Origin of the sequence: Gabonia massiliensis (assembly GCF_001403595.1) — a bacterium.
Lineage (GTDB): Bacteria > Bacteroidota > Bacteroidia > Bacteroidales > Coprobacteraceae > Coprobacter > Coprobacter secundus.
Map to the genome: position 1 here is coordinate 1,257,866 of NZ_LN877939.1, position 26,684 is coordinate 1,284,549.

Below are 26,684 nucleotides of genomic sequence, written 5' to 3' on the forward strand. Positions count from 1 at the left end.
GCTTGATGTAGGTCCCCCTAAATTGAAACTTATACTATTGGTATAATCAGAAATATATAAAAATCCTGCAACCTGATCATTACCTGATTCTCCATACGAATAACGTAATTTCAAATTGCTAAACTCTTTTGGCATAATCCGTAGAAAAATAGGTTCTTTTGCTATATTCCAACCAACAGCAACCGAAGGGAAATAACCAAAACGATTAGCTGGTGCAAAACGTTCGGAACCGGAGACTCCCAAGGTAGCCTCAATCATATAGCGACTTAAATAATCATAAGTAACACGAGCACTCCACTTTTCTTCTCTATGTTGAAATTCTGAACCAACTTGCTGAATTCTACGTTCAAATAAACCCAATCCTGTTATCGTATGATCTCCAAAAGTTCTCGCATAATTGAGTTGGAAACTATATACATAATCATACGAAGCTGCATTACGATCCTGAGAAACAGTAGTTTGATAAGGTTCTGTTACTTCATCATAATCATTTTGACTTCCTCCTAAATAACGATCCCAGTAGTAATTATCTCCATCAATATTAAAAATATAATAATCACTGGTGTAAGTAATTCCTCCACCATTCCATGTCGAATAGTTATTGTATGAAAAATTTAATTTAGCAGATAACCCTTTTGTCAAAAAATCTAATTTCTGATCTAAATTCACATCAATACCAAAACGGTCTTTCACAGTACGTGTCGTCCCATTATAATTGTGAGTAAAAAATCCTGTACCTGCAGACGGAGAGACTAAATTTCCTGCCGGACGGTCTGAGATTGTCGGATTTTTAGAATCAGGGTATTTCTCTACAAACCATGCTGGATAAACAAATGGAGAAACATAAGGAGGTTGCGTATACAAACTATTTAAGATTTTTCCACTATCTCCTGAACTGGAATTACCACCATAATTCGTAGTTCCAATATAACCTCCACTCGACACAGAAACTCGAGTTGTCTTCGTTACATCGAAGTCAAAATTCATACGATAATTCATCCTATCATAACGATAATCAGCATTATATAATGACTGGTCTGATGCTAACAAATCACCCTCATGCAGATAACTCAACATTAAAAAATATTTAGCAAATTTAGTTCCACCTCTTGCAGAAACCGAAGCTCTAGTATCCCATGCAAAAGGTTTTACCCCTTGTTCCCAAGCGTCAAAGTCAGGATAAATATACCGCTCATACGGATTAGCAGGATTACGATAGTGCTCAAGGACACTCTCCCCCAAAACATTACTCCATTTCCCTTGATTACGATACATTTTATCCCTGCCAAGCAACGTATTATATGAGTTCTCTTGTATACCACTACTCGTAGACTGTTTTAAGGTTTGTTCCACACTGGCTGAGATTTCCATTTTTCCTTCTTTTCCTCTTTTAGTAGTAACCAAAATAACTCCATTGCCACCTTTAACACCATAAACCGCTGTAGCAGAAGCATCTTTCAATACGGATACACTTTCTACTTCTGAAGCATCTATATCACTTAATGGCCTCTCTACTCCATCCACTAGTACCAACGGTTGATTATTCCCAGTAAAAGAAGATAATCCCCGGACAAAAATCTTAGGTTCACTTGCTCCCGGCATACCGGAAGTTTGTACAGTAACCATACCTGGAACACGTCCAGCCAATGATGTAGACAATGTAGGAACACCCGAACGAGCCAAATCGGTACTTTTTACTTGTGAAATGGCCCCAACCACACTTTCCTTTTTCTGCACTCCATATGCAACTACCACAACTTCATCCAATGCCTTAGAATTTTCTTTTAAGACTACCTGCAATGAAGTTTTTCCATTTAAAGGAATCTCCTGATTCTGATAACCGACATATGTAAAAACTAATATTGAATTTGTAGATGCTTTAATAGAAAATTTACCATCAATATCGGTAATAGATCCGGTTGTCGTTCCTTTTACCATCACCGAGGCTCCTATCAAAGGCTCTCCAACAGCATCTTTGACAACTCCCGTCACCGTTTGTTGTGAAAATGCAGCCACAGACATCAACAACATTACAAACAATAAACTCCATTTTACCTCTAAATAATTGAGCCAACGGACTTTTTGATTTGATTTCCTGTGTTTTTTCATATAAATAAATTTTTCAAATTATATCATAATAAAATTTAAATAACTATTTTCGAATACCTCAACAAATTGTATATGCTTAAAACTACCTTCCCTATATCAATTATCTCTAGCAACTTCAATTTGATATAGCCAATTTCTATTCATGGTTATTATTTTATATCAAGTTTTTCTTTATTTTTAAAATATATCTTATACGGTTAATTATTTAAAATATACTTTTTATATCTTAAAAGAGCTTCAACATAATAATAATCAGCATATGTAAGGGGTGCATCTACTTCTGAACCTGCAAGGAAATAACCTACACTATGTTTTAAGATAAATCCCTCATTTGTTCCTATAGCTGCTGTATAATCAGGAGAAGCCAAAGTTCTTATTTGAGTTTCAACAACATCTAAATATCTTTTAGCAGTATCTTTATCAACAAATTGGCTCATTTCTATCAATGCCGATGCTATAATAGCTCCAGCAGAAGCATCCCTTAACACATTCGGTATTTCTGGTACATCGAAGTCCCAATAAGGAATTTTATCTTTCGGCAAACGCGGATGATTCAGTATAAAATCGGCTATACATTTTGCTTGAACAAGGTATTTTTCATTTTTAGTTTCTCTATACATCATTGAATACCCATATAGAGCCCAAGCCTGTCCCCTTGACCATGCACTCTCGTCACTATACCCTTGATGAGTTCCTTTGACCATCACCTTTCCTGTCTCCGGAGAATATGAAATTACATGATAACAGCTGTAATTCGCCCGAAATTGGTTCTCCATCGTCTTATTTGCATGATTGACAGAAATTGTTTTAAATCTTTCATCTCCAGTTTCTTTATAAGCCCACATCAAATACTCAAGATTCATCATATTATCAATAATCACCGGATATTGCCATTTATCCTTATTAAAATCCCATGAACGTATGCATCCAACAACTGGGTTATAACGTGTACTCAAAGATTTAGCACCATTAATTAATATCGATTTATATACTTTCTTTCCTGTTAAACGCAATGCATTTCCATAACTACAATAAAGCATAAATCCCAAATCATGTGTATTTTTATTATATTGCTCTTTTTCTATACGTTCGGTAAGAAGAGTTGCATATTTGCCAATCTCTTCATCATCAGAATATTCATATAAATACCATAATGTCCCTGGGAAAAAACCACTACACCACCAATCAGATGAAGATGTCTCCAATTTTCCATTTTTTATAGACTTCGGTAACTTTCCTGGAAGAGCAGTAACATTTTTTGCTAATATCAAACTTTGATTATTTGCGTGCTCTAAAGCTTTTTCTATAACTGTTTGCATCGATTCCTTTTCCGTAGCATGAGAACAGACCGAATAAACAGGTAACAACACAATAAGGAATAAAACCCAATAACAATTTTTGTTCATGTACAATTTTAATTTATTAGATTAAGATTAAACTGAAAGGCTTTATCTTACCCAATTTTAATCTTATTATATTTTTGTCTCTTTCTCTGTTACAAAAGAACTTATTACTTTCAAATATTAAATTGAATTTTGTACACAAGTAGTTTAAATCTGTACATATTTCCTAATAAACAAATACACAAGTCTATATAAAATTATAATATACTAAAAAAATACCCCATAGAATTTATATTAAAAACTCTATGGGATATTCTTTATTTCCTATAAAATTTCATTGCAACATCATATTCTTATCAATTCATAGTCTCGAGTTCCAAGTCCAATTTTTTCAGCATGTTCAAGACCCGCTTGCCAATTTGTATCAGGATGCATTAACTTAAATTTATCCACTCCTTCCAAATGCTCATGCTGATGTTCTTCAAATAACTTACATCCTTGAATTGCCGGAGCATTCATTACCATATCGGCACAAGCTGCATCTAATGCTACAGGATCAAATGAAGCAGCAATTCCTAAATCAGGGACTATAGCCGCATCATTGTGATTCCAACAATCACACTCCGGCGAGACATTCATAATAAAACTAACATGAAAGTTTGGTTTATCTTTTAAAACAGCCAATGTATATTCTGCAATTTTGCAATTGAGCCGTTCTGAAGTATCACCTTCTCCTAATATTGCTGCATCGTATTGGCACAAAGCCACACATTGTCCACAACCAACACATTTATTATAATCAATCTCGGCTATATGATTTGAATTTAAATGTATAGCATCATGAGCACAATGCTTTACACAAATATTACACCCACGACAATTATCCTTATCTACAACAGGGGCAGAAGCCGAATGTAGCTCCAATTTCCCGCCCACACTTGCACATCCCATTCCTAAGTTTTTTAATGCTCCTCCAAAACCTGTCTGTTCATGTCCTTTAAAATGATTCATTGTTACAATCACATCAGCATCAGCAATAGCTGCCCCAATTTTTGCAGTCTTGCAGTATTCCTGCCCTATCTCAATTTCGCTATAATCTGTTCCCTTTAAACCATCTGCAATAATCACTTGGCATTGAGCCGATATAGGATTAAAACCATTCTCCATTGCACTTTGCAAATGGTCAACTGCATTCGAACGCCCTCCAGAATATAATGTATTACAATCTGTAAGAAAAGGTTTAGCGCCTAATTCCCTTAATAATGAAGCCATACGTGCTGCATAATTAGGACGTATATAAGCTAAGTTTCCCGGCTCTCCAAAATGAATTTTAATCGCAGCAAACTGATGATCAAAATTAATATTTGCTATTCCTGCTTTTCGAACTACTAATTCCATTTTATCCAACAGATTTCGACGTGGAGTGGTATGCAAATCTGTAAAATAAACTTTAGACGATTCCATAAAGTAAGTTTTTAAATGTTATAATATCCCTTTTGTGTATCTACCTTGCCATGTATCTCTTTCTTTCATTTTTTTCAATAATCGTGCTGTAAATTCATAATTCTTAAGACCCCACTGTGGAGCAATCAACAAATCTTTTGGAGACTGTGATACAAAACGTTCGAGAACAATACCTGATCGCAAATATTCCATAAAATCGATTACTACATCAATATACTCATCTACATTGTACAAATGAAACCATTCGGGATGTTCTTCATATTGATGTGCCATTCGAGTATGTCTTATCAGTTGTAACTGGTGTAGTTTTAACGTCGTCAGAGGTAAGCGGGAAAGCTGTACGGCATGGGAAATAATCATATCTCGAGACTCATGAGGTAAACCTAATATCATATGTGCCCCAGTCATAATGCCGGCTTTAGCAGTCCGTATAATCGCTTTCTCTGAGTCTTCATATGTATGTCCTCTATTAATAAACTTCAGTGTACTATCATTGGTAGACTCAACTCCATATTCTATTAAAACAAACGTTTCTTTGGCTAAATCTGATAAATATGAAAGAAGTTCATCTGACACACAATCTGGGCGCGTTCCAATAATGATGCCTACAACACCACAAATGTGCAAAGCTTCTTCATACTTTTCGATTAATAAATCTATCGAATCATATGTATTTGTATAAGCCTGAAAATAAGCCAAATATTTCATTTCAGGATACTTTTTCCCGAAAAAAGAAATCCCTTCTTTTACCTGTTCCGTAACAGATTTTTCCGTATGACAATATTCAGGACTGAAAGTTTGATTATTACAATACGTACAACCTCCCCAACCTTTTTCTCCTGTCCTATTTGGGCAAGTAAATCCCGCATTTATAGAGATTTTTTGAACTTTAAATGGGAATTGCTGTTTAAGAAATGTTCCAAAATCGTAATAATACATCTTATTCATTGTACATAATCATCATTTTCCAAATTCTTTATAAAACTCAGCTACAGCAATTATACCTTTTTCCATTATCTCAATTTGCTGGTTTTCATTTGGAGAATGTATTGCATTTGATTCTAAACCAAATCCCATCAACAATGATTTTACACCCAAAATCCTTTCAAAATCCGCAATAATAGGAATACTCCCTCCTCGCCGAACTGCCAAAGGACGCTTACCAAAAGCTTTTTCATAAGCTCTTTCTGCAATCTTATAAGCTGGCATATCTATAGGACACACATAGCCATCTCCTCCATGCATCGGGGTTACTTTTACCGTAACATAATCAGGTACTACAGAATAAATATAATCAATAAACAATTGTGATATTTTTTCATGTTGCTGATGTGGGACAAGACGACAAGACATCTTTGCGGTAGCTTTTGACGGCAACACCGTTTTGGAACCTTCTGCCGTATAACCTCCCCAAATTCCACACACATCAAATGTAGGACGTATTGCTGTACGTTCTAATGTCGAAAAGTCTTTTTCTCCAAATAAAGCTTTCACACCAATTGACTCTGCATAATCTTTATCATTATGGGGAACTTCTGCCAACATTGCACGTTCGGCAGCCGACACCTCCTCGACATCATCATAAAAATGAGGAATCGTAATATACCCGTCTTTATCCGTTATATCTGCAATTATCTTGCATAAAACGTTAATAGGATTAGCAACCGCTCCACCAAAAATACCGGAATGAAGATCTCGATTAGGGCCAATTACTTCGACTTCCCAATAGGCAAGACCACGCAATCCTGTTGTGATAGAAGGGACATTTTTCCCCACCATACTGTTATCTGATACCAAAATAATATCAGATTTCAACATCTCCTTATGCTCTACACAAAATTCGGCTAATCCAGGGGAGCCAATCTCTTCACCCCCTTCAAATAAAAATTTCACATTACAATGCAACCATCTTTCTTTCAAAGCAATCTCAAAACCTTTAACTTGCAAAAAAGACTGGCCTTTATCATCATCAGCTCCACGAGCCCATAAACGCCCGTCACGTATGACCGGCTCAAACGGATTAGTATCCCATAAGTCTAAAGGTTCCACTGGCATAACATCATAATGAGCATACACTAAAACGGTGGGAGCAGAAGGGTCTATTATTTTTGTAGCAAATACAACAGGATTTGATGATGTCTCCATTATCTCTGCTGTATCAACTCCTGCCGATAGCAGCAATTTTCTCCATTGTTCTACACAAGCTCTCATATCTTGTTGATGTTCAGGTTGAGCACTAATCGAAGGGATACGAATCAGAGAAAACAGCTCATCGTAAAAACGTGTTCTATTCTTTTCAATATATTGTTTAGCTTCCATAATATCAAATGTGTTTTGTTTTATTCAATAAATAATGATCAAGTATTACTATAGCAGCCATAGCTTCAACGATGGGGACTGCCCGCGGCAACACACAGGGGTCATGCCTTCCTTTTGCTTTCAAAATCACTTCTGCTCCACTTTTATCCAGAGTCTGTATATCTCTCAGTATTGTTGCCACAGGTTTGAAAGCTACCCGGAAATAAATATCTTCGCCATTAGATATTCCGCCCTGTATTCCACCAGAATTATTCGTCAATGTAGACACTCGACCATCTTTTTGTACAAATACATCATTCATTTGTGAGCCTCTATATTGTACTCCATCAAAACCCATTCCATATTCAAATCCTTTGACCGCATTTATTCCTAACATAGCTCCTCCTAACTCTGCATGCAACTTATTAAAGACCGGATCGCCTAAACCTACAGGCATATTCTGTATAACACATGTTATCACTCCTCCAATTGTATCACCAGCTGCACGGACCTCATCAATCAATGCAATCATTTTGGCGGCCTTTTTCTCATCTGGACATCGAACAATATTTTCTTCTATTCGAGACAAATCATACTGGCGATAATCTTTTGACAAACTTATATTTCCAACTTGTGAGGTAAAAGCTTTTATATCGATAGACAACTCTTTCAAGACAAGCTTCGCCAACGCTCCTGCTACACAACGTGCAATTGTCTCTCGAGCCGAAGATCGTCCTCCTCCCCGATGGTCTCGGATTCCATACTTTTGGGTATATGTATAATCTGCATGCGAAGGTCGAAACGTTTCTTTCAGATTATTATAATCGGAGGAATGCTGGTTTTCATTATAAATAACAAAACCTATCGGAGCTCCAGTAGAATATCCTTCATATACACCAGACAAAAATTCTACTTTGTCATTTTCTTTCCTAGGTGTTACAATAGAAGATTGCCCTGGACGACGACGATTCAACTCATTCTGAATAAAATCATATTCAATTTTTATTCCAGCAGGCATACCATCTATTACTCCACCTATTCCCCTACCATGAGATTCACCAAAAGATGTCAATCTGAATATGGTTCCAAATGTATTCATTTATAATACGTTTATTATTCTAAGAGTAAAGGTACATTTTTTTTCCGAATCATCAATTAATTTATAACATCCACAGAGTATAATTCATGCTACAAAGTATCAGAAAAGGAATAAAGAAAAATTTTTTACTTAAAAAATATACATAAATATGAACATAGTAATCAAAATTTAGGTAATTTTGATTTATCAATTCATAAGATAAATTAGATTTTAAATATCTAACTAAAAAATAAGTAAGAAATGAAAAAAGTAAAATTCATGGCCGTATTATTGTCTGTAGCCATCTTATTTACGGGTTGTGGGACAATGAACAACACAGGTAAAGGTTCTCTAATCGGCGGTGCCGGTGGAGCTGCAGTAGGAGCTGGAATAGGTGCTCTAATTGGAAAAGGTAAAGGCGCAGCAATCGGTGCAGCTGTGGGTGCAGCTGTCGGAACTGGCGCAGGCGCTTTAATTGGGAAAAAAATGGATAAGCAAAAAGCGGAACTTGAAAAAATACAAGGAGCAGAAGTAGAAACTGTTACTGACACAAATGGCCTAAAAGCTGTAAAGGTAACCTTTGCTAGTGGCATATTATTCCCAACAAACGGGACTACTCTCAGTTCTTCGTCTAAAGCTGCTCTCAAAGAGTTTGCAATATCGCTTATCAATAATCCCGAAACAGATATAACAATTTGGGGGCATACTGATAATACCGGGACATTAGCTGTAAATGAAAGAGTGTCAACACAACGAGCACAAGCTGTCGCAACATTCTTGAACCAAAACGGAATTCCCAACAGTCGTATGACTACGGCTGGGAAAGCATATAATGAACCTGTAGCAGATAACAGTACTGCCGAAGGTCGTGCACAGAATCGTCGAGTTGACATTTATATTACTGCAAATGAAAATATGATAAAACAAGCAGAAAACGGAACATTACAATAAGCTTATACTTCACAAAAGAATTTAACCATTTAAAAAAAAGTGTTAGTAAGAATTAAGTTTTTACTAACACTTTTTTTTATGAAAAAATAAAACTATATTTGTTATGTTTCAATGTATTCTCTCTTAGTTGCACTGAAAAAGAGAATAATATGTTAATCAATACATTTTATCAATTATGAAAACATCTTACTTATTTCTAGCTGAAGGTTTCGAAGAAACAGAAGCTACAACCATAGTAGACATGATGCGGCGTGCTGGTATGCCTATAAAAACAGTATCAATCACATCTCAAAAAGAAGTTAAAGGTGCACACGGTATAGCCATTATAGCAGATATGCTATACGAACCCCAAAACATTGTTGATATTGACTGGCTTATACTACCAGGAGGCCTACCAGGAACAACACACTTGGGAGAATTCAAATTACTTAGACAATTATTAAAAAACCACGCTTCTGTCAAGGGAAATATCGCAGCAATTTGCGCAGCTCCATCAGTTTTAGGCGATTTAGGCTTATTAAACGGAAAGAATGCAACCTGTTACCCAGGCTTCGAATCCCACTTAGCCGGAGGAACTTACACAGCAAAAGCAGTAGAGGTATCCGATAATATCATAACAGGTAAAGGGCCAGGGATGGCTATTGCATTCACTCTTGCAATCATCGTGAAAAGTCTCGGAAAAGATAAAGCTCACGAAGTGGCTCAAGGCATGCTACTCAATGAATAATTGGAACTTCAAACGTATAAAACATAGGGGCTGATATTTTTTATCAGCCCCTATGTTTTATATTATCATTCAATTTTTTCACTCTCCCACATTTGCCACTCGTGTTACCAAGATTTTATCAATACGGGCACCATCCATATCAACTACTTCTATTTCAAAATCTAACCAATGCAATTTTTCTCCAGTACGGGGAATATGCTCTAATCTTTCCAAAATGAGCCCGCTAACTGTATTATAATTATAATCGGGGTACAGTTCTTCTAAATCATAGTATGCCAAAAAATCATAAAAAGAACATTGTCCGTCAACTAATACGGACCCATCTTCTCTAACTACAATATCCGGAGCTTCTTCCGCATCCGGCAATGTACCAATAAGAGCTTCCATAATATCACTTGATGTCACAATGCCCTGTATACTTCCAAACTCATCAGTAACCAAAGCATATTTCAGTCGATTCTGGCGCATCTTATCCAAAGCATTATAAACACTCAACGTCTCTGGCATATAATGGGCAGGACATATCACCGTACTTATATCAAAATCAGAAGATTCTATCTTTCCAAAAATATCTTTTAAAAAGACAACACCCAAAACATTGTCCAGCTTACCTGATGAAACAGGATACACATGATACATATCCTCAAGAATCGTTTTATTCAACTCTTCCCGAGACATATTCATATCGATCCACACCAAATCATTCCGGTGTGTCATTATCGAACCAATATTCCTGTCACCCAGATTAAATACCCGCTCAACAATATCTTGCTCTACCTCCTGAACCTCGCCATCTTCTGTTCCCTCCCGAATTATTGCTTTTATTTCATCTTCTGTGACTTTATTTTCTTCACTATTTTTATCTAATCCCAACAAGTGCATTACTATTTTTGTGCTTTTTGATAATAACCAAACAAAAGGTGAAGCCAATAACGACAGTAGATTCATCGGCCGAGCTACAAGCTTAGAAACCTTTTCTGCAAAGGCCATTCCTATTCGTTTAGGAACCAGCTCTCCAATAATTAAAGTCAAATATGTTACAACCACTACAATAATAACTTGAGCAACAACTAAAGTATATGCAGATGGAATAAAAGAGGAGAGTATCAATGCAAAAGGGGCAGCTAAAGATTCTCCGGAATACAAACCAGTAAGGATACCAATCAAAGTAATACCAATCTGTATGGTAGATAAAAAACGATCTGGCTCATTAGACAAGTTTAATGCAGTTTTAGCAGCAAGGCTTCCTTTCTTAGCATCTGCTTCAAGACGAGATTTACGAGCCGAAACTAATGCGATCTCTGACATCGACAAGACACCATTCATCAAAATAAGAACAATAATAATAAAAATTTCCATTTTTGAGTAAATACAAATTTATTCAGGCTTAAAGATAAAATAATTAATGCAATATATATATGTTATGAGCAAAGAAATATTGTAAAAATAATAAAATATCATCTTTCGACCTTTACAGTAAGAAATATTCATTATTTATTGTGTATTAGCATTTTGTTTGAAAAATAATTCCGATATTTGCAATTTAACGTCCGAAAATACGGCTTACCAATTTAAAAATATAAGGTTTGACTTTTTTAAAAAGAGAAAAAGCTATATATTTGCAAGCCAAAAAATTAATAACATAAAGTATAACATAATCATAACAAAATTGTAAAAAAATGACTAAGGCAGACATTGTAAACGAGATTTCAAAGAATACCGGTATTGAAAAAGCAATTGTTCTTGCAACAGTGGAACAATTCATGGACACCGTAAAAGGCTCGTTAGCAAAAGGAGACAACGTTTATTTAAGAGGTTTCGGTAGTTTTATCGTTAAGAAAAGAGCACAAAAAACTGCCCGCAATATTTCAAAAAACACAACAATCATTATTCCCGAGCATAATATTCCGGCATTTAAACCTGCCAAAACATTCATGGGAGAAGTTAAATAACTAAATCAGTTATATAGTATTAATATTTTAAACGCATAGAATCATGCCAAGCGGAAAAAAAAGAAAAGGACATAAAATGTCCACACACAAACGCAAAAAAAGACTGAGAAAAAACAGACATAAGAAGAAAAAATAATGTCTGTATACTCTACAGTTTTATTAAGAGTTTTGAAGAACAAACTTATAAGAAAAGGTCTTTTCTAAGTTTGTTCTTTGTGCTTTAATAAATAAGCATAAAAAAGCACAGATTTTAACACCAAATTTTCGGAACCTAAAAAAATTTAACAGTGTCCAACGAATTAGTAGTAGATGTCCAACCTAAAGAAGTTTCCATTGCAATTCTCGAAAACAAACGTTTAGTAGAATTGCAAAAAGAAGCTCGAAATATATCGTTTTCGGTAGGCGATATTTATTTAGGAAAAGTCAAAAAACTTATGCCTGGACTAAATGCTGCATTTGTAGATGTAGGTTACGAAAAGGATGCATTTTTACATTATTTAGACCTAGGAGCACAATTTAACTCATGTGCAAAATTCGTAAAACAATCTTTATCTGACCGCAAACGGGTATTATCAATCAGCAAATTCAATACATTGCCCGATATCGATAAAGAAGGAACGATCAGTGATGTCTTAAAAGTAGGGCAAGAAGTTTTAGTCCAAATTGCCAAAGAACCTATTTCGTCCAAAGGCCCTCGCCTCACTGCCGAAATATCTTTTGCCGGACGTTTTCTCGTACTAATACCATTTGCCGACAAAGTATCGGTATCTCAAAAAATAAAATCCAGCGAAGAAAAAGCTCGGTTAAAACAGTTGATCCAAAGTATAAAACCTAAAAATTTTGGAGTTATCGTACGTACCGTAGCAGAGAATAAAAGAGTAGCAGAACTGGATAATGAGCTCAAAACATTAGTAAAATGCTGGGAAGACTCTCTGTTAAAGCTTCAAAAAGCCAAAACTCCATCTCTAATATTTGAGGAGACGGGACGAACAGTCGGTATAATTCGCGACATATTCAACACATCTTTCGAAAGTATACATGTCAACGAAGAAACCGTATTCCAACAAATTTATAATTATGTAAGCCTAATAGCTCCTGAACGCAAAGATATTGTAAAACTATACAAAGGTGATTTACCCATCTTTGACCACTTTGCAATAACTAAGCAAATAAAATCTTCATTTGGTAAAACAGTATCATTTAAAAGCGGAGCATATTTGATTATAGAACATACAGAAGCTTTACATGTAATTGACGTCAATAGTGGTAATCGTTCAAAATCAACTTCTGACCAAGAAAGCAATGCTATAGACGTAAATATGTATGCCGCAGAAGAAATTGCCCGCCAGTTAAGACTGCGGGATATGGGTGGTATCATTGTTATCGATTATATCGATATGCAAGACCCAGAGAACCGTCAAAAGCTATATGACCGCATGAAAGAGCTAATGGCAGCAGATAGGGCAAAACATAATATCCTACCATTAAGTAAATTCGGACTGATGCAAATAACAAGACAACGTGTACGTCCGGCTCTTGATATCAATACTAATGAAGATTGTCCTACATGTTTTGGCAAAGGTACTATCCGCCCCTCAATTTTATTTACAGATCGGTTAGAAGATAAGATTGCATACATGGTCAATAAACTCAAGATCAAAAACTTCTACTTACATGTGCATCCTTTTATTGCAGCATTTATCAATCAGGGATTTTTCTCCCTTAAATGGCAATGGAAATGTAAATATACATTTCATTTTAAATTAATACCGGATCAGTCACTTGCTTTTCTCGAATATAAATTTTACAATAAAGAAAAAGAAGAGATTGATTTAAAAGAAGAAATTGAAATAAAGTAGTTAATAAAGATTTTATTTTTATTATGTAATAAAAAGTAAAAGCCTGAAAATTAAAAATTTTCAGGCTTTTACTTTTTCACTTTATTCTTTCTTTTCTATAATAACAATAAAAATAGCAAATAAATACAAACTACTTTTACACTATTAAATCAGAATATCTTATTTAGGTAACTGGTCCAATGCGGCTTTTATGTCAGCACTTTCTGGAGATACCTCCAGCACCTTATTCCAATACTTACGAGTCTCAGGGAAACCTTTCACATTACCTGCATATTCTTTTAAATAATTATAATATCCTAAATACTTATAACATTCTACTAATGCAGATTTACTTGAAGGATCTTTCTCTAAAAGCACCATAGCTTGTTCATAATATGGTTTAGCTAAACCCTGTTCCGTCTCAGGATCAAGCCCTGCATTTGCCCGAGCACGCCACAAGAAACCACGATAATCTTCAGGAGCACGTTCTGCAACAAGAGTAAATAAACTATCTGCTTCCATGAAATAAGCATTCTTCACAGCTAATTCTTCTGGAGTTGTAGAAGGGGCTGTACTTCCTGCCCGATAATAAATACCTCCTAATGAAAAATAATCCATAGTAGAAGCCTCTCCTGTACGTTTCATGTACTCTTTATATGCATCAGCACTTTTACCATATTGCCCTGCCATACGATAAGCGTCACTCAAATCTTGGTAAAGTTGTACATTAGCAGTATCTACTTGCAAAGCTTTTTCATACAAAGGAATTGCTTGGTCTGCTTGCTTATTCTCTATCAATATTGCCCCATACATCACGTAATCACGACTGGTAAATCCTGGATTATCCAACGTCGGCATAAACGTTTTTGCAGCTTCAAGAGCTTTATCGTATTGTTTAAGCTCATTATAATTATACATCGCCAAACGTTTCAACACAAAGTTATTGGGGTCCTTCTTTAACAATTCATTTACCAAAGCCAGTGATTCATCATATTTTTTGTCAAAGAACAACAACGCAGCATAACGAGGTTGATCGGAATCAAAATGATTAGGATTAGCCATATATTGAGCATATGCATCTACAGCTTTTCCAAACTGATTATTTTTATAATAAGCCTCAGCCAATTCACGTTGCATGATAGCAGAATTGGGAGCCAAAGCTTTCAAATCTTCTAATTTCTGTATAGCAAGTGTTGAATTAATCGGGAAATAAATATTTGCATACTTTACATAAGCAGGCACGCAATTTACATCAAAACTGATTGCCATCTCATAATATCCACAAGCATCTCCATACTGCTTTTTATCTACAAGCATATCTCCTTGGAATAAATAAGTTTCTGCAAATTTCTTATCTGCATCAATTGCTTTATCTAAATATTTCTGATATTCTGGCATTACATTTTCATAATAAGCCTTAGCAATAGCCAACTGAACAGCAGGATTTTTCTTATTCGCTTTTTCTTTTAATATTTCCTTAAAAATAGATTCAGCCCCCTTAGTATTAGATTTTAACATCAATTTAGCTTCACCTATTTTATTAAAAGGATAGAGAGGATCAATCTTTATACCTTCTTTATAATAGTACATTGCTGAATCATTTTTCTGCATGCCCGAATATATTTCTCCCAAATAATAACAGGCCTCTGCTTTATTTGTGCTAGCATCGTTAAATGTTCGTTGCAAAATTATTTTAGCACGATCCGGCTGCCCTGATTTAAAATACTCTATACCATCGGCATAACTGGCTGCCGAAACTTTCATAGTCATCCCTCCTACAAAAATCAGCGATGAAAGTAATAGGAATTTAATCTTCATAACTTAAACCTTATTTTAATTATTATAATTCATCTCTTACATTGACAATCCGGATGGCCTGCGTTGCAGGAACCATTCCAGCTTTTAAAATAATACGTTGTCCTTTATCTGACGATACAAATGTCGTAAAACCGGTGGGTAGACCACTTCGAGGATCAGTAACAATTATATATACATTCCGAGTCAACGGATAAGTTCCCATTGCTAAATATGCTTGATACGGCTTATAGCTATTTGCTAAAGTTGCAACATCATCTGCCGTAACATTCATAACTGTAATCTTGTCAGAAAAAGAAAGATTGGTCGTATCACTTTTATTACCAATCCAACTCGCACCAATTACGCCAATAGCATTCTGGTCTTGAGCAACATAATCAATCACCCCAGAATTACTTTTTTGTGCTCTCAAATCAGGGGATAATGGTTTCCCTTGACATATAGAATCTATAGCAAAACGCACTGTACTGGAATTAGCATTATCAAATACTAATTGTATCTTACCCAAATTTGATTTCGGATATATTTGATTCCAGTCTGTTATTTCTCCTGTCAGAATTTTACGAATATCAGATACTCGAATCAACGAATCTGGATTCTGTTTATTTATAATCAAAGCGATACCATCAGTCGCAATCTTTACAGTCTTAGGAAACAGTTTTTTACTATTCAACGCAGCCTCTTCTTCCTTTGTAAGACTACGTGTCGTAACAGCCAAACGTACACTGTCACGAATAAGCATCGTAATAGCTTCTACTTCACTAACATATTCAGGTACAATTCCTGCATCAGGATATGTACTCTCAAACACATCAATCTCTTGTTGTATTATAGGTGCAAAAGTTTCATCTGCACTAATTCTGATAACACCAGACGTAGGTGTATCTTGCTTCTCTTTTGGAGAAGTATTGCAGGAGACAATTCCAGCAACGCACATCACTGCCACTAACGGCATCCACCTTTTCAAACGGAATATCATAGAAGGCCTCCTTTCTATTTTTTATAAGCTTTTACCTGACGGTAAGCTCGATAAACTCCATATATCAAAAATACTATTCCTATCGAATAACGAAATGCCGGTGAAAAATTTTGTTCAAACAACGGAGTAAACACTAGTAAATAGGCCATTCCTAAATAAACTATAATCATAAATATCCCGAATATATATCCCGGATTTAATCTTCTCGGAGCATCATTTCTCCCGGTCTTTTCCATTTTCTCTTCCATAGGCTTGTATTAATCTAAAATACCCGCAACCCAAACATCCAAAAAAGGATACAGGGATTGCGGAGTATACTATATCATGTATCTTGTATATAAACAATTCAAGATTACATAAGTTTAAACATAACCGGTACGGTGAAATAAACGGCTACATTATTACCATTTTGTTTTCCAGGAATCCATTTAGGCATCGATTTTATCACACGAACAGCCTCCTTATCGAGAGAAGAGTCTACCCCCCTCAATACTGTTACATCCTGAATTTCTCCTGTTTTTGATACCACAAAACGTACAATAACACGACCTTGTATACCATTTTCAGCAGCAATTACAGGATATTTCAAATGATCCTGAATATATTTCATCAACTCAGCGTCACCACCAGGAAATTGAGGCATCTGCTCAACGGCCTGATAAGGAACCTCTTTTTCTTCTTTCGGAGCTTCCGGTCTTACAACTTCTTTAAAATCGGCAATATCAGCACCATTGATTTCGTCATTACCTTTTACGTCGGCAATAGAAATAGCAACTTTATCATTTTTTGCCAATTCATCTTGAGATTTTATCTCATCTTCCTCACTTACTTCTTCGTCCTTTTTGATTACGGGAGCCGTAAACTTAATAGAACTTTTCAAAGGAGGAGGAGGAGGAGTCTCCGGAGCAAGAGGTTTTAAATCCTCATTTTTCTTTACTTCAGCTTCAGGAAGTTTCGACAATGTCGTAACCTCTGTCATAGCCTCTTCTACTTTTTCGGGAGTTACGAAACGAATCAAAGCAGGAACAGAAAACGCAATAACAGCAACAACTATAATTATAATCATAGCTATATTATGACGTTTAGGCGAACTTTGACGTAATTCAAAAGCGCCATAAGCTTTATTCCTACCTTCAAAAACCAAATCGCACCACTCTCTCGAAGTTAAATCTATTTTAGCCATTTCTTCTACTTTTTAGTGTCATTAGTTTTTGTTACAATTTTGATTCATCAATTTGCCCCGTCAGGGCTCCTTTTTGTTTCAAGTTATCAATTAAGAATTCATCGCCTTCTGTCAGGTCCACGATAGCATATTTGCTAATACTACAAATCTGCATCTCATCAAGAGCATCAACCAGGTTCTTATAAGTAGCATCATCAGTAGCTTTAATCATAACAACAGGCGCAGTTTTAACACCTTTAATTTCTATAGCCTGTTCGTCATATTGTTCGTCTGTGATCTCCTTATTGAGCTTCTTTTTCTTTAATTCTTTAATCTTTGCGACTATATCTCTATTCCGATCAAGTAACAAAGCCCGTAAACCGTCAGCATCATACGTTGTAACCTTTAATGATGTGTAATCATTATAATCGGGTAATCCTACATAATAATACACCTTATCATCTTCTCCCAATATTAACGTAATAGCTCGAGATTCTGCAACTTTAGTTTGATCTTCTTCTGTAATCTTCTTATCATTGGATGGCATACTAATTTCCATAGTCTGCGGTTTACTCAATGACGTACAGAGCATAAAGAATGTAATCAAAAGCATGTTCATATCGACCATCGGGGTAAAGTCTACCCGGATATTCATTTTTTTCTGTTTACCCTTCTTTCCCCCCGAGTCTTTTTGTTGTACTTCTGCCATAATGGTTCAATTTAATTTTCTGCGGGTACGCTTTTAAGTGTCGTAATCAGATTATAACGATTTTCTCGTATATCCTGCAAAGAAGTCATGATATTCTTAATATTAGGATACGGGGTCGCTTGGTCTGCTTTAATTGCAATTCTCAAATCCGGGTTCTGCGCACGAGCCGCTTTCACCCAAGCTTTAAACTCATTACTAGGATTTGCTGTAGTATCAATGGGAATACCATAATCCTTCAACAAACGATCCTGATCATCCGTAGGAAGATCCAAAAACGCAGGCATCTGCTTGATAGGAACTCCAAACGAATTGATAAGTTTAAATTTATTTACTTGTTCAGGAGTAAAATTGACATTGTACTCTTTACTTAATTCCTCTAATACCGCTACCCGATCTTCCTGTTTATCCAAGCTCATAAAAATCTTTCCTTGAGGATCGACTAATATTTGAAGGATATTAATCTCGGGAATCTTAATCTCCGAGACCGAAGCAGGAGTAGCCACCTGCACAGGTTCTTTCTGCACGAAAGTAGAGGTCAACATAAAGAATGTAAGCAAAAGTACAGTCACGTCACTCATCGCGGTCATGTCAATGAGCGTACTCTTCCTTTTTACTTTTACTTTTGGCATAATTAATCGTTCCTTTCTTAATTAATTATTTATGCGTAGCAGCGTAAGTTTGGACAATTGTAAATCCAACTTCATCGATACAATAAGTAATTTTATCGATTTTGCTAGTAAAGAAGTTGTAAGAAATTACAGCCAAAGCACCAGTTGCGATACCAAAAGCCGTATTTACAAGTGCTTCAGAAATACCAGTGGACAATGCTACAGAGTCAGGAGCACCCGCATTAGCCAAAGCAGCAAATGACTTGATCATACCTAACACAGTACCCAGCAGTCCGACCAAAGTTCCTAAAGTTGTCATAGTTGCTACAACTGCAAGATTTTGCTCTAAACTCGGCAGTTCCAATGCAGTGGCTTCTTCTACCTCTTTTTGAATATAAGACAATTTTTGTTCTTTGGTCAATGTATCGTTACCCTCCATTTCAACATATTTGTTCAATACAGAAGTAACAACATTAGCAACTGAACCTCCTTGTTTGTCACAAAGATCCTGAGCCTTTTGTATATCACCAGCAGCTAAAGCATTTTTAATATTCTGAACAAATTTAGTTAGATTACCTTTTCCTTTAGCTTTAGAGATAGCAAAAGCACGCTCAACACTCAATACCAATACGGTCAATAATAAAGTTTGAAGAACTGGTACAATGATACCTCCTTTATAAATAGTACCTAACATATTTCCAGGCAGTGGATGACCGGAAGGATCTCCATTCATAAAGTTGTCAGGGTTACCCAAAACAAATTTAAAAATACAAAGGGCAACAATGAAACATCCTACGATCACCAAGAATGCAGACTCAATGCCACGAAATCTTTTAACTTTTTTTGTTTTTTTAGTTTCCATAATAAAAAAAATTCTAAGTGGTTGACTGTTAAATTAAATTAGTTTGATAATAATTGTAAATCCGTCTTTCAAAACAAGCCTCGTTTTTTAAGAAGCTTTAGTCTTTTTGTTTTTAGTTTAAATATAAATTTTACGCTTGTTTCATCCATTATCAGCATCCATGGTATCTCATGTGTATTTCAAACGGAACATTAAACTTTCATTTTTACATTTTATACTACATCATATAAGAAAAACGAAAGTTTATCTTTTTAATTGTATTCTGCCTGATATTTTATAAGAATATCCCCTGTTTGCACAATAATCCAATAAACATTTGTGCGTCAAATGTAGTACAATATTTTCAGATAAAAAAATAATGTGCTTTTTTTTGATGCCCCTTTAAACCGCGGTTTTATTGTTTTTATAGTTAAAAACACACTAAATTGAAATATTCAGCCAATACTTTTTTTAAAGCTATAATAAAACAATGTTAATTGCAAATTCTTATTTTACAATCATTCAATAAATTAACGTCACAATTACATTTCTCCCATCTAAACAGAGAAAATATATATTAAACAAGTTGTTAAAAATAAAAAAGGTGCAAGAAATATTTTTATTAATTATCCAGATTGTTTACTATATTTGCGGCATGAAGAGGAATACATCATCAATATTTTTTTTATGCCTTGCTACATTTATAATGTTGGCAATAGCCGTATTACCTCATCATCATCACGACAACGGTATGCTTTGTTTACAAGCTTTTGCTACAGAAACCGTTCCGACAGATACTCAAAATTGCCATAAGGTACCTTGCGATGACAATTGTATTGCAAAATTCAAACAAGCAGAAAGAATCCACATATGCCATGTTTCGTGCATTCATATCCAACCTGTACAGACAGTATTTAACTTATCAGAAATTCCTACTGGTCCTATAGAAACCAACATTACCGATTTTCTCAATTGTTCGGTATATGTAGAACAATTACATGGAATTCTATTATCCCACTCTTCCGAGTTAAGAGCTCCTCCTCATTCCATTGGGTAATTTGAACATACGTAATTATTATGTATGTACATTTTTGTATCTGCGAGATACAAAGACTATTGATATATTCTCATTACTAATTTACAATCAATTACACAATGGAAAAAATTTTCTTATATCTTATATTATCGGCTTACATATTAATAAGTTGTAACCATTCTACATCTTCACACTCCAATCAAGAAGACAATGATATCCACAATCATAAAACAGAAGAGGCTCACTCTGACGAGATTATTCTACCAAAAGAAAAAGCACAGGCATCAGGAGTCAAAGTAGAAACTATTGAACCTAAGAATTTTAATCAAATTATAAAAACAAGCGGGCAAATTTCTGGAGCACAAGGAGATGAAAGTACTATAGTAGCAACCGTTCCTGGAGTTATAGCATTTGGCAAAACTCGAATTGTCGACGGAAGTTATGTAGCTGCAGGAACAACTTTAGCCTCCATTTCTTCTAAAAATATAGTAGACGGAGACCAAACGGAAAAATTGCGTATTGCTTATGAAAGTGCAGAAACCGAATTGAAACGAGCTAATTCCCTTATTAAGGATAAAATAATATCCGAAAAAGAGTACAATCAAATTAAACAAAATTTTGAAACAGCTCGTATTGCATATGAAGCCACAGGAAACAGATTAGGAGTGAAAGGTGTAACAGTCATATCTCCAATAAGTGGGTATATCAAAAATAAATTAGTGAACGAGGGTGATTATGTAACAACGGGACAACCTCTTTTAAGTATATCTCAAAACAAAAAATTAATTCTTCGAGCCGATTTATCAGAACGAAATTATAAAGCATTACCTACTATTCGGACTGCAAATTTCAAAACCCCTTATGATAATAAAATATATGAGCTCCCCCAACTAAACGGACGAATGGTCTCATATGGAAAATCTTCAGGTAACAACTCATTCTATATTCCTGTCACTTTTGAATTCGATAACAAAGGCGATATTATCCCGGGAGCATTTGTTGAAGTATATCTGTTATCAGCTCCTATTGAAAAAGCTCTTGTTCTCCCCATAACATCACTCACAGAAGAGCAGGGAGCCTATTTCGTATATATACAATTAGACGAAGACGGATACAAAAAGCAGGAAGTACAAATAGGAGCCAACAATGGTAAAGATGTACAAATATTATCAGGAATTAAAGCCGGTGACCGAGTAGTTACAGAAGGAGCTTACCAAATAAAACTGGCAGCCAACAGCAATATAATACCTGAAGGTCATTCTCACAGTCACTAATATCATTAAAGGAAAAAGAGTATGTTAAATAAAATTATCCGTTATTCTCTGAATAACCGTCTACTTATATTGATAGCATCCATAATTCTCTTATTTGCCGGAACATTTACAGCTATAAATATGGACGTAGATGTATTTCCCGACCTTAACGCCCCTACTGTAGTAGTCATGACCGAAGCCCCAGGAATGGCCCCTGAAGAGGTAGAACGTTTGGTTACATTTCCTGTCGAAACAGCAGTAAACGGAGCGACTGATGTGAGACGTGTACGTTCATCTTCTACTACCGGATTTTCCGTTGTCTGGGTAGAATTTAACTGGGGTACAGATATATACAGGGCTCGCCAAATAACTTCTGAAAAACTTACCGCTCTGAATGGGATTCTCCCTGAAACAGCAGGAATTCCGACCATGGGGCCACAATCTTCCATATTGGGAGAAGTTATGATATTAGGGATTACATCCGATACCACATCATTACAAGAGCTCAGGACATTAGCCGACTGGACAATTCGCCCACGTCTTCTTTCCACTGGAGGAGTAGCACAAGTTACCGTTATCGGTGGTGAAATCAAAGAATATCAGATACTCCTTGACCCAGCTCGAATGAAACACTATGGTATAAGCCTAAATGAAGTTATGAATGTAACCCGAAATATGAATCAAAATGCTAATGGAGGAATTTTATACGAATTCGGAAATGAATATATTGTTCGAGGAATACTATCGACTAATAACACAGAAGAGCTTTCCAAATCTATTGTAAAAATAGAGAATAACGTCCCTATCCTATTAGAAGATATAGCTACGATACAAATAGGGAATAAAGCACCCAAGTTGGGATTAGCTTCTGAAAAAGGGAACCCTGCAGTTTTAGTTACAGTTACCAAACAGCCAAATACAAGTACGTTAGATTTAACCAAGGCATTAGATGCATCTATTATCGATTTGCAAAAATCTATGCCACCTGATGTATATATTTCGAATGATGTGTTCAGGCAGTCTCGTTTCATTGATAATTCTATAGATAATATACAGAAATCGTTATTTGAAGGGGCATTTTTCGTTATTATCGTATTATTTCTGTTCCTAATGAATCTTAGAACGACAATTATTTCATTGGTTGCTCTACCCCTATCATTATTGGTATCAATACTCACCTTACATTTTATGGGTTTAACTATAAATACGATGAGCTTAGGAGGGATGGCCATTGCTATAGGCTCTTTAGTAGACGATGCTATCGTAGATGTTGAGAACGTATATAAAAGACTAAGAGAAAATAAATTATTGCCAGAAAAGGAACGGAAACGGGCAATAGACGTTATATTCGAAGCTTCTAAAGAAGTCAGGATGCCTATATTAAATTCTACCCTTATTATCATTGTAAGTTTCGTCCCACTATTTTTTCTATCAGGAATGGAAGGCCGTATGCTTATGCCCTTAGGTATAGCTTTTATTATAGCATTATTAGCATCTACAATAGTTGCATTGACATTGACACCAGTACTATGCAGTTATTTATTAGGGAATAAAAAAGAAAATGACAAACTCAATCAAGAGCCTTGGGTAGCCAGAACTTTAAAAAACATATATAAAAAATCTTTGATTTGGTCTCTCAACCATAAGAATATTGTTTTAGGAGGAACTCTCGGATTATTTATTGTGGCTTTGGCTCTTTTCTTCACTCTTGGTCGCAGTTTTTTACCTCCATTTAACGAAGGTTCATTCACCATCAATATAAGTACCTTACCCGGAATATCGCTTGAAGAATCGGACAAAATCGGGCAACGGGCAGAAGAATTGTTATTATCTGTACCGGAAATAAAAACAGTTGCGAGAAAAACCGGACGAGCAGAATTAGATGAACATGCATTGGGTGTAAATGTCTCTGAAATTGAAGCTCCTTATGAAATAAAAGACCGTTCTCACCAAGAATTGATTGCTGACATTCGTCAAAAACTAAGCTCTTTGTCAGGAGTTAATATAGAAATCGGCCAACCTATTTCACATCGTATCGACGCCATGTTATCAGGGTCTCAGGCAAAAATCGCTATTAAATTATTCGGCGACGATCTGAACCGTATGTTCTCTTTAGGAAATCAGATAAAATCATCTATCAGTGATATTAAAGGAGTCGTCGATTTAAATGTAGAGCAACAAATCGAACGTCCTCAATTGAAAATTAAGCCTAAACGCGAAATGCTTGCAAAATTTGGAATTTCACTCCCCGAATTTGCAGAATTTGTCGATGTTGCACTGGCCGGAGAAGTTGTATCTCAAGTATATGAAGAAAGTAAAACTTTTGATTTAACTGTAAAAGTAAACGATACACAACGGGATAATATTGAAAAAATAAAAGAGCTAATGATAGATGCCAATGGGACTAAAGTTCCGTTAGCTGTAGTTGCCAACATAGAATCTTCCTCTGGTCCCAATACTATTAATAGAGAAAACGTAAAACGAAAAATTGTCATATCTGCCAATGTTGCAGATAGGGATTTAAGAAGTGTCGTTAATGACATACAGGCAAAAATAAACAATAATATACAATTACCAGAAGGTTACCATATCGAATACGGAGGACAATTTGAAAGTGAACAAGCTGCATCCCGTACATTACTATTCACTTCCATGATATCAATTTTGGTTATTTTCCTATTACTTTATAATGAGTTCCGCAATGGAAAAGAAGCCGGTACTATTTTATTAAATCTTCCACTTGCCCTTATTGGCGGAGTATTTATATTACGATTTACAACGGGAGAAATCAGTATTCCAGCAATTATAGGGTTCATCTCATTATTTGGCATTGCTACACGTAATGGTATGCTCTTAGTATCACATTATAATCAATTAAAAAACGAAGGACATTCTTTGACCGATACAATCTTGACCGGATCATTGGACCGTTTGAATCCAATTTTAATGACTGCATTATCTTCAGCTTTAGCTTTGATACCATTAGCTTTAGGTGGAGATTTGCCTGGCAATGAAATTCAAAGTCCAATGGCAAAAGTTATATTGGGAGGACTTATAACATCTACTTTTTTAAACGCTTTTGTTATACCTATTGTTTATCTTCATCTAAATCATAAAAAAGAACAAATATGAAAAGCCTTATCATAATCTTTTTGTCATTCTTTACACTCATAGGAATAAGAGCTCAAAATAATATTGAAGAAGTTCTTAGAAATATAGAGTCTAATAATAAAGCTCTAAAAGCAAATACCCAACTTTCACAATCCAAGAAATTAGAAGCTTCTGTCGGAAATACTTTACCTGATCCGAATATTGCTTATGACCATCTGTGGAGTAATCCGAAAACATTGGGGACAAGTCGGGAATTAACAATTTCTCAAGGATTCGATTTCCCTACAGTTTATATAAATCGTAACAAATTAGTAAAGTTAAAATCTTCTCTTTATGACCAACAAGACTGGGAATTAAGACAAACTATTTTACTTGATGCCAAACTCGTCTGTATAGACATAATTGCTTTAAATCGTTTACTTGAATATCAAAATATACGATTACAAAATGCAGAACAACTCTCCGAACTATATAAGAAACGTGTATCGGAAGGAGATGCTAATATTCTGGAATCGAATAGAATAGATATGGAGTTATTGAACACTCAGACTGAATCAAGAAGGACAAAATCTGCTCTTGAAACCAAAAAAAAAGAATTACAAAGTTTCAATGGTGGTATACCAATAACTTTAAATGGGACGACATACACACCGGTAACATTACCTACAGATTTTGATACTTGGAAAGTGGAAGCTTTAGCAGCCGATGCATCTTTAATTGCTTTAGAAAAAGAAAAAGAAATAGCACAAAGAGAAATTAAACTAAATCAATCTCAATGGCTCCCGAAATTTGAATTAGGGTATAAAAGAGAAGCAGGAGAAGACGTCTCGAATGGAATAACATTTGGAGTTTCTATCCCATTGTACGAGAATAAAAATAAAATAAAGCAGGCAAAAGCAATGTCCCTATACACAAATATGCAAATAGAAAGTTCCAGAATGATTAATGAAACAACATTACAGGGAATATATACTCAAGCGGTAAGTCTCGAAAAATCAAAACAGGACTACGAAAGACTATTAAATTCCCAAAATACACTGGATTTACTGAAAAAAGCCCTGAATGAAGGTCAAATTTCTTTATCAGAATATTTTGTAGAGGCAGTCCAGGTATATCAAACTATCGAAAACTACATACAACTTGAAAGCGAATATCAAAAATTAGTAGCACAATTGTATAAATATAAATTATAAAATGCCGTTTATTTCTTTTTTCTTATAACAATCAGAACATTATATTCAAGAAATACATAAAATTTTTAAACATTTTTGATATTTATATTGATTTTTTGATATCTTTGTATATTCTTTATCATCACCGATAAAGTGGTGGAAAACATTAAATAAAGGAAAGATAAATCAATCATTTATTGGTATTTTTGGATTTTATAATTTTTTGATTAGGCTCAAA

Annotated in this window: 22 protein-coding genes; 8 read left to right on the plus strand and 14 right to left on the minus strand. The window is 35.2% G+C overall.

Going from position 1 to position 26,684, the window contains the following annotated elements; genetic code table 11:
- The 6 genes from BN2628_RS09685 to aroC form a co-directional block, all read right to left on the minus strand.
- A partial coding sequence (locus BN2628_RS09685) for a SusC/RagA family TonB-linked outer membrane protein (protein WP_154668461.1) occupies window positions 1–2,109 on the minus strand: 2,109 nt, incomplete at its 3' end.
- Between the two features lie 197 nt (window positions 2,110–2,306).
- Complete coding sequence (locus BN2628_RS09690) at window positions 2,307–3,515, minus strand: glycoside hydrolase family protein (RefSeq protein WP_021930594.1); 1,209 nt, start codon at window positions 3,513–3,515, stop codon at window positions 2,307–2,309.
- Window positions 3,516–3,797: 282 nt separating this feature from the next.
- Window positions 3,798–4,916 carry a DUF362 domain-containing protein gene (locus tag BN2628_RS09695; protein ID WP_021930593.1) on the minus strand — a complete coding sequence of 373 codons (1,119 nt, stop codon included), beginning with the start codon at window positions 4,914–4,916 and terminating at the stop codon, window positions 3,798–3,800.
- An 18-nt stretch (window positions 4,917–4,934) separates the two neighbouring features.
- Window positions 4,935–5,864 (minus strand): tRNA modification radical SAM protein MnmL/YtqA, encoded by a 930-nt coding sequence (locus tag BN2628_RS09700; protein WP_055097014.1) that lies wholly within the window; start codon window positions 5,862–5,864, stop codon window positions 4,935–4,937.
- Window positions 5,865–5,876: 12 nt separating this feature from the next.
- Window positions 5,877–7,235, minus strand: a complete 1,359-nt coding sequence (locus BN2628_RS09705) for a dipeptidase (protein WP_021930591.1) — start codon at window positions 7,233–7,235, stop codon at window positions 5,877–5,879.
- Window positions 7,236–7,239: 4 nt separating this feature from the next.
- Window positions 7,240–8,313, minus strand: coding sequence for a chorismate synthase (gene aroC / locus BN2628_RS09710; protein ID WP_021930590.1), 1,074 nt, complete (start codon window positions 8,311–8,313; stop codon window positions 7,240–7,242).
- Window positions 8,314–8,553: 240 nt separating this feature from the next.
- Between aroC and BN2628_RS09715 the strand changes: the two genes are divergently transcribed.
- Together BN2628_RS09715 and BN2628_RS09720 are read left to right on the plus strand one after the other, a co-directional pair.
- Window positions 8,554–9,243, plus strand: coding sequence for a YiaD family glycine zipper/OmpA-like lipoprotein (locus tag BN2628_RS09715; protein ID WP_021930589.1), 690 nt, complete (start codon window positions 8,554–8,556; stop codon window positions 9,241–9,243).
- Between the two features lie 175 nt (window positions 9,244–9,418).
- Complete coding sequence (locus BN2628_RS09720) at window positions 9,419–9,970, plus strand: DJ-1 family glyoxalase III (RefSeq protein ID WP_055097016.1); 552 nt, start codon at window positions 9,419–9,421, stop codon at window positions 9,968–9,970.
- A 78-nt stretch (window positions 9,971–10,048) separates the two neighbouring features.
- Here the strand turns inward: BN2628_RS09720 and BN2628_RS09725 are convergent, their stop codons facing one another.
- Window positions 10,049–11,329 carry a hemolysin family protein gene (locus tag BN2628_RS09725; RefSeq protein ID WP_021930587.1) on the minus strand — a complete coding sequence of 427 codons (1,281 nt, stop codon included), beginning with the start codon at window positions 11,327–11,329 and terminating at the stop codon, window positions 10,049–10,051.
- A gap of 320 nt (window positions 11,330–11,649) precedes the next feature.
- Here BN2628_RS09725 and BN2628_RS09730 point away from each other — a divergent pair, with 320 nt between their 5' ends.
- Both BN2628_RS09730 and BN2628_RS09735 read left to right on the plus strand, forming a co-directional pair.
- Window positions 11,650–11,922: an HU family DNA-binding protein gene (locus BN2628_RS09730; protein ID WP_021930586.1), complete on the plus strand. Its 273-nt coding sequence runs from the start codon at window positions 11,650–11,652 to the stop codon at window positions 11,920–11,922.
- 287 nt (window positions 11,923–12,209) lie between these two features.
- Window positions 12,210–13,781: an Rne/Rng family ribonuclease gene (locus BN2628_RS09735; protein ID WP_055097018.1), complete on the plus strand. Its 1,572-nt coding sequence runs from the start codon at window positions 12,210–12,212 to the stop codon at window positions 13,779–13,781.
- 159 nt (window positions 13,782–13,940) lie between these two features.
- On the opposite strand, the gene BN2628_RS09740 is transcribed toward BN2628_RS09735, so the two are convergent.
- From BN2628_RS09740 to BN2628_RS09770, 7 genes are all read right to left on the minus strand, one after another.
- On the minus strand, window positions 13,941–15,578 hold the full coding sequence (locus tag BN2628_RS09740; protein ID WP_154668446.1) for a tetratricopeptide repeat protein: 1,638 nt from the start codon (window positions 15,576–15,578) through the stop codon (window positions 13,941–13,943).
- 22 nt (window positions 15,579–15,600) lie between these two features.
- Complete coding sequence (locus tag BN2628_RS09745) at window positions 15,601–16,554, minus strand: PstS family phosphate ABC transporter substrate-binding protein (RefSeq protein ID WP_021930583.1); 954 nt, start codon at window positions 16,552–16,554, stop codon at window positions 15,601–15,603.
- A 14-nt stretch (window positions 16,555–16,568) separates the two neighbouring features.
- Window positions 16,569–16,802: a hypothetical protein gene (locus BN2628_RS09750; protein WP_021930582.1), complete on the minus strand. Its 234-nt coding sequence runs from the start codon at window positions 16,800–16,802 to the stop codon at window positions 16,569–16,571.
- 104 nt (window positions 16,803–16,906) lie between these two features.
- Window positions 16,907–17,737 carry an energy transducer TonB gene (locus tag BN2628_RS09755; RefSeq protein WP_021930581.1) on the minus strand — a complete coding sequence of 277 codons (831 nt, stop codon included), beginning with the start codon at window positions 17,735–17,737 and terminating at the stop codon, window positions 16,907–16,909.
- Window positions 17,738–17,768: 31 nt separating this feature from the next.
- Window positions 17,769–18,425, minus strand: a complete 657-nt coding sequence (locus BN2628_RS09760; RefSeq protein WP_021930580.1) for an ExbD/TolR family protein — start codon at window positions 18,423–18,425, stop codon at window positions 17,769–17,771.
- A gap of 11 nt (window positions 18,426–18,436) precedes the next feature.
- On the minus strand, window positions 18,437–19,054 hold the full coding sequence (locus BN2628_RS09765) for an ExbD/TolR family protein (protein ID WP_021930579.1): 618 nt from the start codon (window positions 19,052–19,054) through the stop codon (window positions 18,437–18,439).
- 25 nt (window positions 19,055–19,079) lie between these two features.
- Window positions 19,080–19,895 (minus strand): MotA/TolQ/ExbB proton channel family protein, encoded by an 816-nt coding sequence (locus tag BN2628_RS09770; RefSeq protein ID WP_021930578.1) that lies wholly within the window; start codon window positions 19,893–19,895, stop codon window positions 19,080–19,082.
- A 634-nt stretch (window positions 19,896–20,529) separates the two neighbouring features.
- On the opposite strand from BN2628_RS09770, the gene BN2628_RS09775 reads away from it, so the two are divergent.
- The 4 genes from BN2628_RS09775 (at window position 20,530) to BN2628_RS09790 (ending at window position 26,467) form a co-directional block, all read left to right on the plus strand.
- Window positions 20,530–20,931, plus strand: a complete 402-nt coding sequence (locus tag BN2628_RS09775; RefSeq protein ID WP_154668447.1) for a DUF6769 family protein — start codon at window positions 20,530–20,532, stop codon at window positions 20,929–20,931.
- 98 nt (window positions 20,932–21,029) lie between these two features.
- Complete coding sequence (locus tag BN2628_RS09780) at window positions 21,030–22,184, plus strand: efflux RND transporter periplasmic adaptor subunit (RefSeq protein WP_055097023.1); 1,155 nt, start codon at window positions 21,030–21,032, stop codon at window positions 22,182–22,184.
- A gap of 21 nt (window positions 22,185–22,205) precedes the next feature.
- On the plus strand, window positions 22,206–25,295 hold the full coding sequence (locus BN2628_RS09785) for a CusA/CzcA family heavy metal efflux RND transporter (protein ID WP_055097025.1): 3,090 nt from the start codon (window positions 22,206–22,208) through the stop codon (window positions 25,293–25,295).
- Window positions 25,292–26,467, plus strand: coding sequence for a TolC family protein (locus tag BN2628_RS09790; RefSeq protein ID WP_021930572.1), 1,176 nt, complete (start codon window positions 25,292–25,294; stop codon window positions 26,465–26,467). Before BN2628_RS09785 ends, BN2628_RS09790 begins: the two co-directional genes overlap by 4 nt.
- Window positions 26,468–26,684: the final 217 nt, after the last annotated feature.